The organism is Segeticoccus rhizosphaerae, assembly GCF_005222685.1.
Classification (GTDB): Bacteria; Actinomycetota; Actinomycetes; order Actinomycetales; family Dermatophilaceae; genus Segeticoccus; species Segeticoccus rhizosphaerae.
On record NZ_SWMA01000004.1, the window covers coordinates 207548 to 222537 of the forward strand.

14 protein-coding genes are annotated in these 14990 nt (G+C 69.6%); 12 read left to right on the top strand and 2 right to left on the bottom strand.

The features are described 5' to 3' along the window. Positions 1–3: 3 nt before the first annotated feature. The 8 genes from FCN22_RS05195 (at position 4) to FCN22_RS05230 (ending at position 8114) form a co-directional block, all read left to right on the top strand. Positions 4–1260 carry an NAD(P)/FAD-dependent oxidoreductase gene (locus tag FCN22_RS05195; RefSeq protein WP_137120459.1) on the top strand — a complete coding sequence of 419 codons (1257 nt, stop codon included), beginning with the start codon at positions 4–6 and terminating at the stop codon, positions 1258–1260. After that, the gene (locus tag FCN22_RS05200) at positions 1257–1784 is read left to right on the top strand and encodes a TspO/MBR family protein (protein ID WP_137120460.1); all 528 of its coding nucleotides are present in this window, start codon (positions 1257–1259) and stop codon (positions 1782–1784) included. Before FCN22_RS05195 ends, FCN22_RS05200 begins: the two co-directional genes overlap by 4 nt. After that, on the top strand, positions 1781–3130 hold the full coding sequence (locus FCN22_RS05205) for a TIGR01777 family oxidoreductase (protein WP_137120461.1): 1350 nt from the start codon (positions 1781–1783) through the stop codon (positions 3128–3130). Before FCN22_RS05200 ends, FCN22_RS05205 begins: the two co-directional genes overlap by 4 nt. Before the next feature lie 92 nt (positions 3131–3222). Continuing rightward, a complete protein-coding gene (locus tag FCN22_RS05210; protein ID WP_202911408.1) occupies positions 3223–3951 on the top strand; it encodes a GAF and ANTAR domain-containing protein in 729 nt (242 codons plus the stop codon). Between the two features lie 428 nt (positions 3952–4379). Next, complete coding sequence (locus FCN22_RS05215; RefSeq protein ID WP_137120463.1) at positions 4380–5684, top strand: NAD(P)/FAD-dependent oxidoreductase; 1305 nt, start codon at positions 4380–4382, stop codon at positions 5682–5684. Beyond that, the gene (locus FCN22_RS05220; RefSeq protein WP_238384533.1) at positions 5681–6511 is read left to right on the top strand and encodes a DUF1365 domain-containing protein; all 831 of its coding nucleotides are present in this window, start codon (positions 5681–5683) and stop codon (positions 6509–6511) included. The genes FCN22_RS05215 and FCN22_RS05220 overlap by 4 nt, the downstream gene beginning before the upstream one ends. Positions 6512–6513: 2 nt before the next feature. Further along, complete coding sequence (locus FCN22_RS05225; RefSeq protein ID WP_137120464.1) at positions 6514–7776, top strand: SAM-dependent methyltransferase; 1263 nt, start codon at positions 6514–6516, stop codon at positions 7774–7776. A gap of 83 nt (positions 7777–7859) precedes the next feature. After that, positions 7860–8114, top strand: coding sequence for a DUF3303 domain-containing protein (locus tag FCN22_RS05230; RefSeq protein ID WP_137120465.1), 255 nt, complete (start codon positions 7860–7862; stop codon positions 8112–8114). Positions 8115–8153: 39 nt separating this feature from the next. On the opposite strand, the gene tcuA is transcribed toward FCN22_RS05230, so the two are convergent. After that, the gene (tcuA, locus tag FCN22_RS05235; protein WP_137120466.1) at positions 8154–9608 is read right to left on the bottom strand and encodes an FAD-dependent tricarballylate dehydrogenase TcuA; all 1455 of its coding nucleotides are present in this window, start codon (positions 9606–9608) and stop codon (positions 8154–8156) included. Further along, positions 9605–10726 carry an isocitrate/isopropylmalate dehydrogenase family protein gene (locus FCN22_RS05240; RefSeq protein WP_202911409.1) on the bottom strand — a complete coding sequence of 374 codons (1122 nt, stop codon included), beginning with the start codon at positions 10724–10726 and terminating at the stop codon, positions 9605–9607. Before FCN22_RS05240 ends, tcuA begins: the two co-directional genes overlap by 4 nt. Positions 10727–10877: 151 nt before the next feature. Here FCN22_RS05240 and FCN22_RS05245 point away from each other — a divergent pair, with 151 nt between their 5' ends. The 4 genes from FCN22_RS05245 (at position 10878) to FCN22_RS05260 (ending at position 14980) form a co-directional block, all read left to right on the top strand. Next, positions 10878–11582: a GntR family transcriptional regulator gene (locus FCN22_RS05245; RefSeq protein ID WP_137120468.1), complete on the top strand. Its 705-nt coding sequence runs from the start codon at positions 10878–10880 to the stop codon at positions 11580–11582. Then, on the top strand, positions 11583–12554 hold the full coding sequence (locus FCN22_RS05250; protein WP_238384534.1) for a LysR family transcriptional regulator: 972 nt from the start codon (positions 11583–11585) through the stop codon (positions 12552–12554). A 105-nt stretch (positions 12555–12659) separates the two neighbouring features. Continuing rightward, positions 12660–13877 carry a 2-methylaconitate cis-trans isomerase PrpF family protein gene (locus FCN22_RS05255; protein WP_137120469.1) on the top strand — a complete coding sequence of 406 codons (1218 nt, stop codon included), beginning with the start codon at positions 12660–12662 and terminating at the stop codon, positions 13875–13877. Then, positions 13874–14980: a type 2 periplasmic-binding domain-containing protein gene (locus FCN22_RS05260; RefSeq protein ID WP_137120470.1), complete on the top strand. Its 1107-nt coding sequence runs from the start codon at positions 13874–13876 to the stop codon at positions 14978–14980. The genes FCN22_RS05255 and FCN22_RS05260 overlap by 4 nt, the downstream gene beginning before the upstream one ends. Positions 14981–14990 lie beyond the last annotated feature (10 nt).

Sequence of the window (14990 nt, forward strand, 5' to 3'; positions counted from 1 at the left end):
CAGATGGCTGAGCAGGTCGACGTGGTGGTGGTGGGGGCGGGCCTGGCCGGGCTGAGCTGCAGCCGGACCCTGACCCGGCGCGGTCTGCGCGTCCGGTTGCTCGAGGCCTCCGACGCGGTCGGTGGCAGGGTGCGCACCGACCGCCTCGACGGCTTCCAGCTGGACCGCGGCTTCCAGGTTTTCAGCACGGCATACCCCGAACTGCCGCGCCAGATCGACGTCCCCGCCCTCCAACCCTGTCGCTTCGAGCGGGCAGCACTGGTGCAGCTGGACGGCAGGCTCTGGCGGCTGGACGACCCGCGCCACCGTCCCGCGGCGGTCCTGGAGGCGCGGCGCGCTCCGATCGGGGGACTGCGCGACCTGCTGCCGCTCGCGGCCTACGCCATCAGCTGCGGCTATGCACCGGCCACGTGGCTCAGGGGACGCACCGACCGGGCCACGCGATCCCGATGGCATCGGTGGGGTCTGTCCGACGAGGTTGTCGAGCGAGTGCTTGCCCCCTTCTTCGCGGGGCTGCTGCTGGAGCGCGAGATGTCGACGTCCAGCAGGTTCACCGACCTCATGCTGCGGACCTTCGTGAGGGGGTGGTCCGCGGTGCCCGCAGGCGGGATGCAGCGGCTCCCAGAGCAACTGGCTGAGGGCCTGGAGGTGACGTTGGAGAGCCGTGCGCGTCGTGTGACGGGTACGCAGGTGGAGACCGAGGACGAGCACCTGACCGCGCGGGCCGTCGTGGTGGCCACCGACGGGAGCACCGCCTCCGGGCTGCTGCCGGGTCTGCGGGATCTGTCCTGGAAGGGCGTGACGACCTGGTACCACGCCGCCCCTGAACCGCCCTTGGCCACGCCCACGCTGGTGGTCGACCCCGACCGGTCACCGGTCGACAACACCGTGGTGATCACCTGCGCGGCGCCGTCGTACTCGCCCGATGACCGTGCCCTCGTGGCCAGCTCGTGGGTGCACGGGCCGGGGGAGAGGCCGCAGGAGCCCGACGTGCGACGGCGGCTCGCGCAGCTCTACGGCACCAGCACCTCCGCGTGGGAACACCTGGCCACCTACGACCTGCCGCGGGCCCTGCCCGCCATGCCGGCCCCACACCCCTTCCGGCGCACGATCCGATGGGCCGGCTGCTACGTCTGCGGTGACCACCGCGACACCAGCTCGATCCAGGGCGCCCTGGTCTCCGGCCGGCGGACGGCAGAGGTGATCCTCGCCGACCTGGACGAGGCACCTGCCGGCCGCGAGGAGGACCCGACCCGATGAGAGACGATCGACGAATTCACCTGGTGACCGCGGGTGGAGCGCTGACAGCGGCCGTGGTCGGGGCGCTCGGCACTCGGGTGCGCACCCGGTGGTACCGCGAGCTGGACAAACCACCGTGGCAGCCTCCTGGCTGGGTCTTCGGGCCCGCGTGGACGGCCCTCTACACGCTCGGTGCCGTCTCCGCCGACCGGGCACTGTCTGGGTCGGCCGGGCCGGATCGGCAACGGTTGAGCCGGTGCTGGGCGGTCAACCTCGCGCTCAACACCGGCTGGAGCTGGTTGTTCTTCACTGCTCGCCGTCCTGGCGCCGCCCTCGTCGACACGGCGCTGCTCGAGGTCTCCACGCTCGACCTGATTCGACGCACCCGCCGGATCGACCGGCCGGCAGCACTGCTGCTGCTCCCGTATGCCGGCTGGGTCGCCCTCGCGACTGCCCTGAACCTCGAGATCGTGCGCCGCAACCCGGGTCTTCCGGGGCGGCGGCCCACGACGACGAAGCAACCGCGACGACGGGAGTCACCGTGACCGACTTCGAGCACAGCAGCGAGGTCTCCGCCTCGGTCGAGGACGTCTTCGCCTGGCACGAGCGACCCGGTGCCATCCACCGGCTCACCCCGCCGTGGCAGCCGGTCCGCGTGCTCGCGGAGGCGGCCTCGGTGCGCGACGGGACCGCTGTGCTGCGCCTTCCGGGCGGGTTGCGCTGGGTGGCTTCCCACCAGCCCGGCGGCTATGACCCGCCGCGCCAGTTCGTCGACCAACTGACCGGCGCCCCGCTGGGCTCGGTCCTGTCGTGGAGGCACACGCACCTGTTCAGGCCGGTGTCCGACGACCGCACCCGCCTCACCGACCGGGTCAGCACGTCCGTCCCGGCGGCGGCCCTGCGATCCATGTTCGTCTACCGGCACCGGCAGCTCGCGACCGATCTGGCTGCCCTCGCACGGGCCAGAGCCTGGCGAGCGGATGGCCTGACCGTCGCGGTGACCGGGGCCAGCGGGCTGGTGGGCACCGCGGTGTGCGCGTTGCTCGGCACGTCCGGTCACCGGGTGGTGCGGCTGGTGCGTCACACCGCGAGCGGTCTCCTGGAACGGCAGTGGAACCCGAAGGCCCCCGACGCCGACCTGCTCCGCGGTGTCGACGCCGTGGTCCATCTGGCCGGTGCTCCGATCGCCGGTCGCTTCACCGACGCCCACAAGGCGAAGGTGCGCGACACCAGGGTCGGTCCGACCCGGGCGCTGGCCGAGCTGGCAGCTCGCGCCCAGGACGGTCCGCGCGTCTTCGTCTCGGCGTCCGCGGTCGGCTACTACGGCGCCGACCGCGGCGACCTCACCCTCGCGGAGGACGCGGCGCCGGGCTCGGACTTCCTCTCCGACGTGGTGCAGGAATGGGAGGCAGCGGGCGCGCCTGCGGCCTCGGCCGGCATACGCACGGTGCAGGTGCGCACCGGCATCGTGCAGTCACCCGCGGGCGGCACGCTGCAGCTGCTGCGACCACTCTTCCTGGCGGGCCTGGGTGGGCGGCTCGGCTCGGGTGACCAATGGATGTCGTGGATCGGCATCGACGACCTCGCCGACATCTACCTGCGGGCGGTACTCGACGACGACCTGTCCGGGCCGGTCAATGCCGTCGCTCCGGTGCCGGTCCAGGGGCGGGAGTACACACAGGTGCTGGGCAACGTCCTGCGTCGGCCAACCCTGCTGCCCATCCCTCGACTGGGGCCACAATTGCTGTTGGGGTCAGAGGGCGCCGACGAGCTCGCGCTCGCCAGCCAGCGGGTGGTCCCGGCCCGCCTGCAGCAGTCCGCGCACGTCTTCCGGCACCCGCAGCTCGAGCCCGCCCTGAGACACGTGCTGGGCAAGGAGACGCGCCTCTAGCCGGGCCGTTCCGGATCACGGCGACCAGAAGGTCCAGACTGTGGTCACGGATCGGGTACACATGGAAGACTCGACAGGCGATGGAGAATGACGTGCCACAAACGGCAGGTTCCGATGGTACGGCCGACCCCGGCGAGGTGTTCATCGCTCTGGGGCAGATGCTCTACCACGGGCCGGCGTTCGACCACGCCCATCAGGCGATCTGTGCAGCGGCCGTGGTGCTGGTCCCCGGCTGTGACCACGCCAGTGTCATGACCCGCTCGCCCGAAGGAGAGCTGGCCAGCCCCGCGGCCACGGACTCGGTCGCGCGGATGGTGGAGCAGCTCGAACAGGAAGTCCACGCCGGTCCTTGCGTGGATGCGCTGGTGGACGACAAGCCACGATTGGCCCCCGACCTGACCGACCCGGATGTGCCCTGGCCGACGTTGCGTGCCCGAGTGCTGGCGACCACTCCGGTGCGGGGCATGCTGGGGTTCCAGATCGCCGTGCCCGGTGGCCGCAAGCTGGGTGCACTGAACCTCTTCACCGACCGTGCGGGAGGGTTCACCGACGCTGCCGTCCACCAGGGTTCCGTGCTGGCCGCCTTCTGCTCGGTGGCGCTGAATGCGGCCGAGCAGGGGCAAGAGGCGCAGGAGCTGCGCCAGGGCCTGGATTCCAACCGGGAGATCGGCAAGGCGATCGGGCTGCTCATGGCCCACCATCGGATTGACGACGCCGCTGCCTTCGAGATCCTGCGGCGGACCTCGATGGATTTGAACCTCAAGCTGGCCGAGGTCGCCGAGAAGGTCCTCTCCGGCCACCACGACCAGCTGCCCGGCTGACCTCGCAGGCACGGACCGCGCCCGCACCGGCCAGGGCCGACGTGCTGCGACCGGCCAGTGCCTCGGCCGCCTGGGCGGCGCGAGGCCCTCGGCCATGAGCCCCTTCATCCGCTCGATGCGCGCCTCGTCGCCGGGTGAGTAGAGCCGGTACCGCCGGCTGACCGCGTCGGGTCCAGCACGCCATACCTGCTCTCCCACACGCTCACCCCCGCGCTCTCCCACTCGCGCGGGGTGTGGCTGGAGAGCCCGACGCGGCTGCTCCGCGCCCCAATCCGCAGGCCGCCCCTGGTCCGAAGAGCTCATGAAGGCGCTATACAGGTATTAGACATACATTTGACATACCTTCAACAGTGTCCCTAACCTTGGCTTGCGGTCGCATCCGGCCGGGTCCGGCACGGGCCCTCGGCGACCCGCCCTGAGGAGAGATCATGAGTACACGTGCGCACCCATCGCAGGCGCGAGCCGAGGGCGGATCTCGCGGTTCGGTCGCCGTGGTGGGAGCGGGCGTCTCCGGGCTGACCGCGGCCCACCTGCTGTCCCGGCGGTATGAGGTGGTGCTGTTCGAGGCCGAGCCTCGTCTGGGTGGACACGCGCACACCCACGAAGTGCGTGACGCGCGCGGCGCCGAGCACGCGGTGGACAGTGGCTTCATCGTGCACAACGACGTCACCTACCCGTGGCTGCGCAAGCTCTTCGCGGAGCTCGACGTGCAGGTGCGACCGACCGAGATGAGCATGAGCATCCGCTGCGACGGGTGCGGGCTGGAGTATGCCGGTGGCCGCGGCGCCGGCGGGATCCTCGCCCAACCGGGACGCGTCCTGTACCCGCGGTTCCTGCGCCTGTTGGCGCAGGTGCGCCGGTTCCACCGTCGTGCAGCGACCTTCCTGCGCAGCAGCGGCGACGACCTGGGCACGTATGGCGAGTGGTTGGCGGCCGAGGGGTTCACCGACCATTTCATCGCGCACTACGCGGTGCCGCTGGTCTCCTGCGTGTGGTCGTCGGGCCGGGAGATCTCGCTGGTCTATCCCGCGCGCTACCTCTTCGAGTTCCTGGACCACCACGGGATGCTGGCGGTGACCGGCTCTCCCCAGTGGTACACCGTCGTCGGCGGGTCGAACGTGTACGTCGAGCGGCTGGCCGACCGCCTCGTCGACGTGCGCCGGGCACACGCAGTGACCGACGTCACCCGCCACGCCGACGGGGTCGACCTGCGGGACGCCACCGGCCGGGTCACCCGGGTCGACCGCGTCGTCCTCGCGGCCCATGCGGACCAGGCGCTGGCGCTGTTGACCGACCCGAGCGACGCGGAGGTCACCACGCTGAAACAGTTCGCATACTCCCGCAACGAGACCGTCCTGCACACCGACGCCTCGGTGTTGCCGCGGTCACCCCGTGCCCGGGCCTCCTGGAACTACCGGATGAGCGGCTGCACCACGCCGGACGAACCCCCCGTCGTGTCGTACTGGATGAACCGGCTGCAGGGGCTGGAGGCAGCGGACCAGTACCTGGTCACCCTGAACGACCCGGGTCAGGTCGCATCGGAGTCGGTGCTCGCGCAGATGACCTACGAGCACCCGATCTACACCCCCGAGTCACTGCGCGCCCAGGCCCGGCTGCCCGAGCTGGCGACCGAGCGCACGGCCTACGCGGGCGCCTACCACGGCTGGGGCTTCCACGAGGACGGTTGCCGCTCCGGTGTCGCGGCCGCCCGGCACTTCGGGGTGGACTGGTGAGCGGGCCGGAGGCTGCGCAAGGGCCCTCGACCGCCGACTCCGCGAGCGTCCCGGGCCTGACGGCCTTGCCGGACCTGCCGGACCTGCCGGACCTGCCTGCCCTGGTCGGTGGCCGGTTGACCCACCACCGGTTCGGAGCGGTCCGCTACTCCTTCCGCAGCCGCGTCTACCAGTGGCTCGTCGACCTGGACGACGTGCCACGGCAACCCTGGTACCTGCGAGCGCTCGCGCGGTTCGACCACGACGACCACTTCGGCGCGCACGACGGCGACGACACGCTGACGATCAAGGCCAAGGTGGAACGATTCCTCGCCGTCGAGGGAGTCGACCTCGGCGCGGGAAGCCGCATCCTGATGCTCGCCAATGCGCGGGTGCTGGGACACGTCTTCGACCCGTTGACGGTCCACTGGTGCTTCACCGGCGAGGGCGACCTGGCCTGCGTCGTGGCGGAGGTGCACAACACCTATGGGGAGCGCCACGCCTACCTGTTGCGCCCCGACCGTGACGGGCGTGCCACCACCGACAAGGCCTTCTACGTCTCCCCGTTCTTCGACGTCACCGGTTCCTATCGGCTTCGGTTCACATTGAGCCACGACCGGGTGGCGGTCTCGGTGGCGCTGCACCGAGACGGAGCAAACGTCTTCAGCGCAGCGTTCGCAGGTCGGCCCGAGGCCGCCAGCGGTCCCGCCCTGGTCCGTTACGCCTTGCGGTATCCGTTGATGCCGCAACGTGTTTCGGCACTCATCCGGATCCACGGCATACGGCTCTGGCTGCGCCGTCTCCCCATCCAGTCTCGACCCCCACAGCACCCCCAGGAAGGGGTATGACCATGACGGCATCGACCGTTACGACGTCACCCAGCGTCTTCACGACGCCTTCGGCTCCGGTGAGCGCGACCGTTGCCCGACTCGTCTTCGAGCGCGCGATCCGGATGGTCCCGGTCCGCGTCGACTACCCCGATGGGAGCAGTCGTGGCGACGACTCCCCGGGCGCGCCGGTGCTCGAGCTGGTGCGGCCGGGCGCCTTCTTCGCCCGGCTGGGACGTGACACCAAGATCGGGTTCGGCGAGTCCTACATGGCCGGCGACTGGAAGGCGGGTGAGGGCACCGACCTGGCAGACCTGCTGACGCCGTTCGCGGCCAGGCTCACGAGCCTGGTTGCGCCTCCGCTGCAACGGTTGCGGGCGCTGGTGGACCGGCGCCTGCCGCAGGACCAGGACAACACCCTTTCGGGTTCGCGCAGCAACATCGCTGCCCACTACGACCTGAGCAACGAGCTGTTCGCCGCGTTCCTCGACCCCACGATGACCTACTCCTGCGCGTTGTTCGACAACGATGCACACCTGGGGGAGGCCGACGATCGTGCTCTGCTCGAGCGGGCGCAGCTGCTCAAGCTCGACGCCATGCTCGACCTGTCGCGCGTGGGCCCGGGCACCCGGCTGCTGGAGATCGGCACCGGCTGGGGATCGCTGGCGGTTCGCGCCGCGAAGCGCGGCGCCAACGTCACGTCGATCACCTTGTCGGCGGAGCAACGCGATCTCGCGCTGGAGCGGGCCCGGGCGGCGGGGGTCGCCGACCGCGTCGACATCGCGCTGACGGACTACCGCGAGGTCCACGGGAGCTACGACGCCATCGTCAGCATCGAGATGATCGAGGCAGTGGGGGAGGCCTACTGGGCCACCTATCTGTCCGCTGTGGATCGGCTGCTCGCTCCCGGCGGGACGGCCAGCATCCAGACCATTACGATGGCCCACGACCGTCTGCTCGCGACCCGGCACAGCTACGGATGGATCCAGAAGTACATCTTCCCCGGTGGACTGATCCCGTCCCTGCCGGCGATCGAGCAGACCCTGCGGTCGCACACCACGCTGCGGGTCGAGGGCCGCCGAGAGCTTGGGCCGCACTACGCGCGGACGCTGGCCCTGTGGCGCGAGCAGTTCCGGCAGCAGTGGCCACAGGTGCGAGGGCAGGGTTTCGACGAGACGTTCCGCCGGATGTGGGAGTTCTACCTGGCCTACTGCGAGGCGGGATTCCGCAGCGACTACCTCGGCGTCAGCCAACTGCAACTGGCCCGAAGACCGTCGTGGGCCTGAGACACAATATCGCCGACTGGCTGACAAGCGAGGCCACGAGGGCCACGATGAGGAGCGGGCCCGTAGCCTCACGAGGAGACCCGATGCTTTTCCACATCACGCAGGTGCACAGCGCGGAGCACTGTCCCAGGGACGAGGGCGGTTCCAACTCGCTCTACGACGCGACCGTCGACGGTGTCAGGCTGATCGGTCGCTACGGCGCCAACGCCCAGCACACGCTCTTCTTCGTCGTCGAGGCCGACGATGTCTCCGCCCTCCAGCAGTTCCTCTGGCCCGGGTTCCGGATCTGCACGAGCACCATCACGCCCGTGAGCGAGGTCCCGGTCCCCAAACCCTGACGTCGCCGACCGGGCTCCGCTTCAGGACTTCAGAGGAAATCAGGCCAAAGCGCCAGCCCGGCGTCCGAATACCGCGCCTGCCGCGAGGCCCGAGCCTCCCGGATAGTTGCCACTGAACAGACCGCCGAGCATCTCGCCTGCCGCGAACAGACCGGGAATGGGATCGCCGTCCTTGCCGAGCACCCGGCCGTGCGTGTCGGTCTTCACGCCGCCGAAGGTGAAGGTGATCCCACACGTCACGCCGTAGGCATAGAACGGCGGTGTTTCGATCATGGCCGCCCAGTTGCTCTTGGGCGGCACGACGTCGGACCGGCGACCGTCCTTGACGTTGGGGTCGAACGGCTTGTCGTCGTCGATCGCGGCGTTGAATTCCGTGATGGTGTGTTCCAGCCCGTCCGGGTCGATCCCCGCGGCCCGTGCCAGCTCGGCCACGGAGTCCGCCTCGACGACGGAAACCCCGGGCATCTCGTATTCCTCGGCCCGCAACATCGGACGCAGCTTGGCGTCGAAGATCTGGTGGGCGACGGCACCGGGCTGGGCAAGCACGTCGCGGCCGTACTTCGCGTAGGTGTAGTTGCGGAAGTCGGCGCCCTCGTCGACGAACCGCCGGCCGTCTCGGTTGACGATGATGCCGATCGGATAGCTCTGCCTGGTCAGCCGATTCGTCAACTCTCGGTTGCTCTCGTTCTGTGACGTGAACGCATCCCACTGCACGCTGTGGCAGCTCGACCAGTCGCCGCCGCGCTGGGCGCCGATCGCGAGCGCGGCCGCGATGAGGTCTCCGGTGTTGTGGGGCGTGCCCCGGACCTTGGCGTGAGCCCAGTCGGCGCCGAGGTGCTCGGCGCGCGCTTCCGGGTTGGCCTCGAAACCGCCCGCGGCGAGGATAACCGACTCCGCCCGGAGTTCCTGGCGATCCGTCCCGTCATCCACGACAACGCCCGCGACGGTGCCGTCCTCGACCAGAAGCTTCGTGACCGGGGTGGAGAAGCGGACGTCGACCCCGAGCTGCTGGGCGACGCGGAAGTGGTCGGCCATCAGACCCTCGCCTCCTCCGGTGTTGCCGACGTGCAGGCCGCCCCAGAACAGGTAGCTGCCGTCCGCCCTCCGGTAGGACTGCCGCTCGTACATGAGCCGGAAGCGCAGGCCGAGCGAGTGCAGCCAGCGCAGCGTCGGACCGGACTCGTGCACCAGCACCTCGGTCAGCGCTGGGTCGTTGCGTCCCTCGGTCACCTTGGCGAGGTCCGCGGCATACTCCTCGGGCGAGTAGGCCGGCACCTCGGTGACCGCGTGCCGGTCGTCCGGGTCGACGATGTCGAGCAGGTCCGGCAGCCCTTGGTGCGCGATCCGTGTGGCGCCGGCGGTGTAGTAGCTGTTGCCGAACGCGTTGGCCTGGTCAGCCTTCTCCAGCAGCACGACCTGCCGACCGCGGGTCGCGGCGGCGTGGGCGGCGGCGAAGCCGGCGTTGCCACTGCCGACGACGATGACATCGATCATGGTTCTTCCTTCGGTAGGTGTGTGATCAGGGCTTCGGTGAAGTGGCTGGTCCCAGCCTGCGGCGAGCCGTCGGCCCGCACCCGGACGTCACCGGACTCGAGCACTGCGGTCAGGGCGTCCTCGATGAGCCGGGCGGCGTTGTGCCGGGCGCAGTGGCGCAGCATCATCGCGGCCGACAGGATCTGCGAGACGGGGTTGGCGCGGTCCTGCCCGGCAATGGTCGGGGCAGAGCCGTGGATCGGTTCGAAGTAGGACGCGTCGTCACCGATGTTGCCGGACGGGCACATGCCCAGCCCCCCGACGGTGGCGGCACCGACGTCGCTGAGCAGGTCGCCCAGGAAGTTCTCGGTCAGCACCACATCGAAGAGCTCCGGGTGGGCGACCAGGTCGTGCCCGGCCGCGTCGGCGTAGCGGTAGTCACGCGCGATGTCGGGGTAGGCCTCGCCGACTTCGTCGAAGATCCTCCGGAAGAACGCGTAGCTGCGCAGCACGTTGCTCTTGTCCACGCAGGTGACCCGCCGAACCCCATCGACCGGAGCGCCCCGGCGGGATCGGGCGAGCTCGAAGGCGAACCGGGCGACCCGGGTGCATCCTTCGCGGGTCACCATGAGCTGGTCCGCCACCGCACTCGGTGTCACCACGCCCAGCCCGCGGGACAGGTAGAGGCCTTCGGTGTTCTCCCGGACGATGACGTAGTCGATCTCGCCTGGCGCGCGCCGGACAGGGGCTTGCACGCCCGGCAGCAGGCGGATGGGCCGCACGTTGGCGTAGGTGTCGAGGCCGGTGCGCAGGATTCCGCCGAGCAGACCCGCCTCCGTGCCGTCCGGTTTGCGGACCTCGGGCAGGCCGACGGGTCCCTTGAGAATGGCGTCGTAGTCGGTGCGCAGCCGCTCGAGAGTGCCCGGGGCGAGAGCAGCGCCGGTGGCGCGGTAGACCTCGGCACCCCCGGGCTCTTCGGTCACGGCCAGGTCGTCACCCGTGCGGGCGGTCGCGGCCGACAGCACCCGAAGGGCACTGTCGACCAGCTCCGGGCCGATGCCGTCCCCGCGGATCACGGCCAGCCGCAGCACGGGAGCCGCGGTGGTCCGGCCCTTGCCGGTCGAGCGGTTCGCGGTCACGAAGTCCTCCTGCGACGTTGTTCGTGGACGCGGCCTACCTCTCTCGTCCCAAGCGGGACTTGGGCGCATGATATATCCAATTTGCATGCAAAGTGTACGACGGACTGTACCCGCAGTGTGAGCAGTTGCCAAGAGCGGCTACGGTGCTGGGGTGACCGACGCCTCGGAGAACCCGTCCTACCGGCAGCTGCAGAAGTACCTGCCCGGGGGAGTGCTGCGCGGTCGCACGACCGAGAGCATCACCAACGCGTTGCGCGAGGCGATCCTCGACGGCGTCATGCAGCCCAGCGCCTGGCTGCGCGAGGACGAGCTGGCCGCCGCGTTCAAGGTGTCCCGCACCCCGGTGCGCGAGGCTCTGCGCCGCCTCGCTGACGAGGGGCTGGCGGTCAAGACGGCCAACCACGGCACCGTGGTCGCGCCCCTTTCGCTGGAGGACATCCTCGCCCTCTACGTGGTCCGGGAAAACCTCGAGGGCCTCACCGCCCGGCTTGCCGCGAGCCGGCCCAACCAGGAGGTCATCGGTCAGCTGCGCGCGATCGGCAAGCAGATGCAGGCGGCCGCCGACGCGGGTGACCAGGCCCGGCTGTCCAAGATCAACCGCGACTGGCACCGCGCCCTGCGCGAGGGGGCCGGCAACACCTACCTCGACCGGTTCCTCGGGCAGGTCGAGCACGCCGTGCGCCGGCTGCCGAAGACCACGCTGGCCCACCCCGGGCGGATCGACGAAGTCATCGCCGAGCACGAGCAGATGGTGGTTGCGATTGAGGCGAGCGACGCCGAGACGGCCGAGCGGCTGGCCCGAGCCCACATGCGCCGCGCCCGCGAGATCAGGATCGCTGTCCTCCTCGGAGGCTGAGTGGACTCCGTGGGCCTGGACGTCAACCGGCTCCGAGTCCTCGGCGCGATCGCGCGCCGGGGGTCGATGACCGGCGCCGCCGCCGACCTGCAGTACACCCCCTCTGCGATCTCCCAACAGGTGCGCCGCCTCGAGGCCGAGGTGGGCCAGCCGGTGCTCGAACGGCATACCCGCGGTGTGCGGTTGACCGACGCGGGACGCGCCATCGTGCGGCACCTCGCCTCGATCGACAACCAGCTGGCGGCGTTGCAGAGCGAACTGGACGACATCGCCGGCCTGCGCGCCGGATCGTTGCGACTCGGGACCTTTCCCACGGTCGCCGCGTCGCTGCTGCCGGTCGCTGTCAACCGGTTCCACCAGGGACATCCCGGTGTGGACCTGAAGGTGGTCAGCGCCCGGCTGGAACAGCTCATGGAGCATCTCGAGCGGCGCCGGGTCGAGATGACCCTGCTGTGGGACTACCCCTGGTCGCGCATCGAGGTTCCCGAGGTCGAGCTCATCGAGCTGTTGCAGGACCCGACGGAGGTGGTCGTCTCCGCGACGCACCACCTCGCTGGGCGCGGCGAAGTCCGTATGGCGGAACTCGCCCATGAGAGCTGGGTCACCCGAGGCGGCGCGCACCCGGTGGCCGAGGTGCTGTCGTGGACGGCCCTCCGGGCGGGCTTCGAACCGACGGTGGCGTTCGAGGCCAATGACTACCAGGAGGCGCAGGCGATGGTCGCCGTGGGCCTCGGTGTCGCGCTCGCTCCACGACTCGCGTTGGCCAACCTGCGCGACGACGTCACCGTGCTGTCCCTCGGCGACGAGGCACCTCGGCGGCGCATCCTGCTCGCCGCCCTGAAGGGGCGTTCACCGACACCCGCCGAACGGGCCATGGCGCAGGTGCTCCGGGATGTCGGGGCGGAGGCGGCTGCCGACCTGGGCTCGGCCCGCGCGGCGCGCGATGGGGGCTCCGCGACGCCTCCGAGTTAAGCACACGTAAACACCCCCTGAAAGAAGTAGCGATTGACTTCATGCGTCAGAGTGCATGAAGGTGGCGTGCATTCCGAGTCCAAGTTGCATGCAAAGAGGTGTGTCTTGCGAATCCCCGCAGTGCTGATGCGAGGTGGCACCAGTCGTGCCCTGTTCTTCCACCGGAGGGACCTCCCCGAGGAGCCGACGCTCAGGGACCAGTTCATCCTCGCCGCGTACGGCAGTCCGGACCCCGACCGGCGCCAGGTCGACGGGATCGGTGGCGCCACCTCGAGCACCAGCAAGGTGGCCGTGATCTCGGACGGGAGGGACCGTGGCGTGGACGTGCTCTACCACTTCGGCCAGGTCTCGATCGATCAGGAGCTCATCGACCGGCGGGGCAATTGCGGGAACATCTCAGCGGCGGTGGGACCGTTCGCTGTGGACGAGGGCCTCGTTGAGGCGACCGACCCGGTCACGCTGGTGCGCTTCCTCAACGTCAACACCGACAAGGTGATCGTCGCCCACGTGCCGACCAAGGGCGGGCGCTTCGACCCCACCGGCGACTTCTTCGTGCCGGGAGTGCCGCGGGGCGGCTCGGCGCTGCGGCTGGACTACGAGGATCCGAGCGGTGCGGTCACGGGCAAGCTCCTGCCGACTGGCAACACCACGGACAAGCTCGACGTGCCGGGCGTGGGGACCCTGGAGGTCAGTCTGGTCGACGCAGCGAACCCACTGGCGTTCGTGCGCTGGGAGGACCTTGGCCTCACAGGCCTCGAGTCGCCCGACCAGATCGATGGCGACCCGGAACTGCTGCGCCGGATCGAGGCGGTGCGCTCGCACGCGGCGGTCCTGGCCGGCATCAGCCCCGATGCCGCGACCTCGACCGCGACCAGCCCGTCGGTGCCCAAGCTGACTTTCGTGGGGACGCCGAGGGACTACCAGCGGACCGACGGCACGAAGCAGAGCGCCGGTGAGACGACGCTGCGTGCGTCGATGATGTCGATGGGTCGGCTGCACCGCAGCTACGCGGTCACCGGTGGTATCTGCACGGCCGTCGCCACCATGATCCGTGGCACCATCCCGCACGAGGTCGCGCGCCAAGAGGGGGAAACGGTCCACATCGGGCACCCGTCCGGCGTGTTGCCGCTCGCCGCGGAGGTACATCCCGACGGCGACACGTGGCGGGTTCCATCGGTCTCGGCCTTCAGGACCGCACGCCGGCTGATGGACGGACATGTCATCGTGCCCGACGCCTACCTCACGACAGCAGATCAGAACGCCAGCCACCAGCCGGGCGAGGCCCCGGACCACTTAGTCAACCCCACGGAGGTATACCCATGATGATCATTGGACGGCGCAAGGCCCTTCCCGTCGCCATCGGCCTGGCCGTGGCCGGATCCCTGACGCTGACCGCGTGCAAGGGCACGAGGAGCGATGCTGTGGGTGAGGTGCCGGGCAGCGTGCAGCTCATCGTCCCGTTCGCCGCCGGCGGCGGCACCGACACCTTTGCCAGGGTCCTCGCGCCGCCGCTCGGCAAGGCTCTCGACGGCAGCCCCTCCATCCAGGTGGTCAACCGCGAGGGCGGCGAGAGCATCACGGGGACGAACCAGTTCGTCAAGCAGAACCCCAATGACGGCTCGCAGTTCCTCGTGGCCTCGGCCACCACGACCTACCAATGGCTGCTGGACATCCCCCAGGTCAAGTACGACTTCAACACTCTGAAGCCGCTCATCGTGGCCGGGACCGGCGGGGTCATCTACGCCTCGAAGGACTCCGGCATCAACTCCGTCCAGGACCTGAAGAGTCCGCCGAAGCCGTTGTCCTACGGTGGGATCAGCGCGACCGGTCTCGACCTCAGCACCCTGCTGGCCTTCAACCTGCTGAAGCTCCACCCCAAGGTCACGTTCGGGTTCGAGGGCCGGGGACCGGCCCGTCTGGCCATGCAGCGGGGCGAGACCAACATCGACTACCAGACCACGTCCGCCTACCTCACGCAGGTGAAGCCGATGGTGGACAAGGGTCAGGCCGTGCCGCTGATGTCCTTCGGCGTCCTCGACGACAACGGCAACGTCGTGCGGGACCCGAACTTCAAGGACCTCCCGACGGTGCCTGAGGTCTACCAGATGCTTTATGGGAAGAAGCCGTCCGGTGCCGCCCACGATGCGTATGTCGCGTTCCTCGCTGCAGGCTTCTCCTTCGAGAAGAGCGTGTGGGCCACCCCGGAGACCCCGGAAGGAGTGCGGCAGGCCGTGATCGGCGCCGTGCCGACCCTGAAGGACGACAAGAAGTTCGAGCAGCAGCGCAAGGACTCGCTCGGCGACTACCCGCTGCACTCAGGCCCCGAGGTGAGCAAGGCGCTCAAGAAGGCTTTGACCGTGCCGGACTCGGTCAAGAAGTACGTCTTCGACATGCTCAAGAACGAATACCACACGTCCGTCCAGTAGGACCAGGACC

What these genes read in the sequence shown, in the direction of transcription:
- FCN22_RS05195 (WP_137120459.1), top strand. Translation starts at nt 4, where the DNA reads ATGGCTGAGCAGGTCGACGTGGTGGTGGTGGGGGCGGGCCTGGCCGGG.
- FCN22_RS05200 (WP_137120460.1), top strand. Translation starts at nt 1,257, where the DNA reads ATGAGAGACGATCGACGAATTCACCTGGTGACCGCGGGTGGAGCGCTG.
- FCN22_RS05215 (WP_137120463.1), top strand. Translation starts at nt 4,380, where the DNA reads ATGAGTACACGTGCGCACCCATCGCAGGCGCGAGCCGAGGGCGGATCT.
- FCN22_RS05225 (WP_137120464.1), top strand. Translation starts at nt 6,514, where the DNA reads ATGACGGCATCGACCGTTACGACGTCACCCAGCGTCTTCACGACGCCT.
- FCN22_RS05230 (WP_137120465.1), top strand. Translation starts at nt 7,860, where the DNA reads ATGCTTTTCCACATCACGCAGGTGCACAGCGCGGAGCACTGTCCCAGG.
- tcuA (WP_137120466.1), bottom strand. Translation starts at nt 9,608, where the DNA reads ATGATCGATGTCATCGTCGTCGGCAGTGGCAACGCCGGCTTCGCCGCC.
- FCN22_RS05260 (WP_137120470.1), top strand. Translation starts at nt 13,874, where the DNA reads ATGATGATCATTGGACGGCGCAAGGCCCTTCCCGTCGCCATCGGCCTG.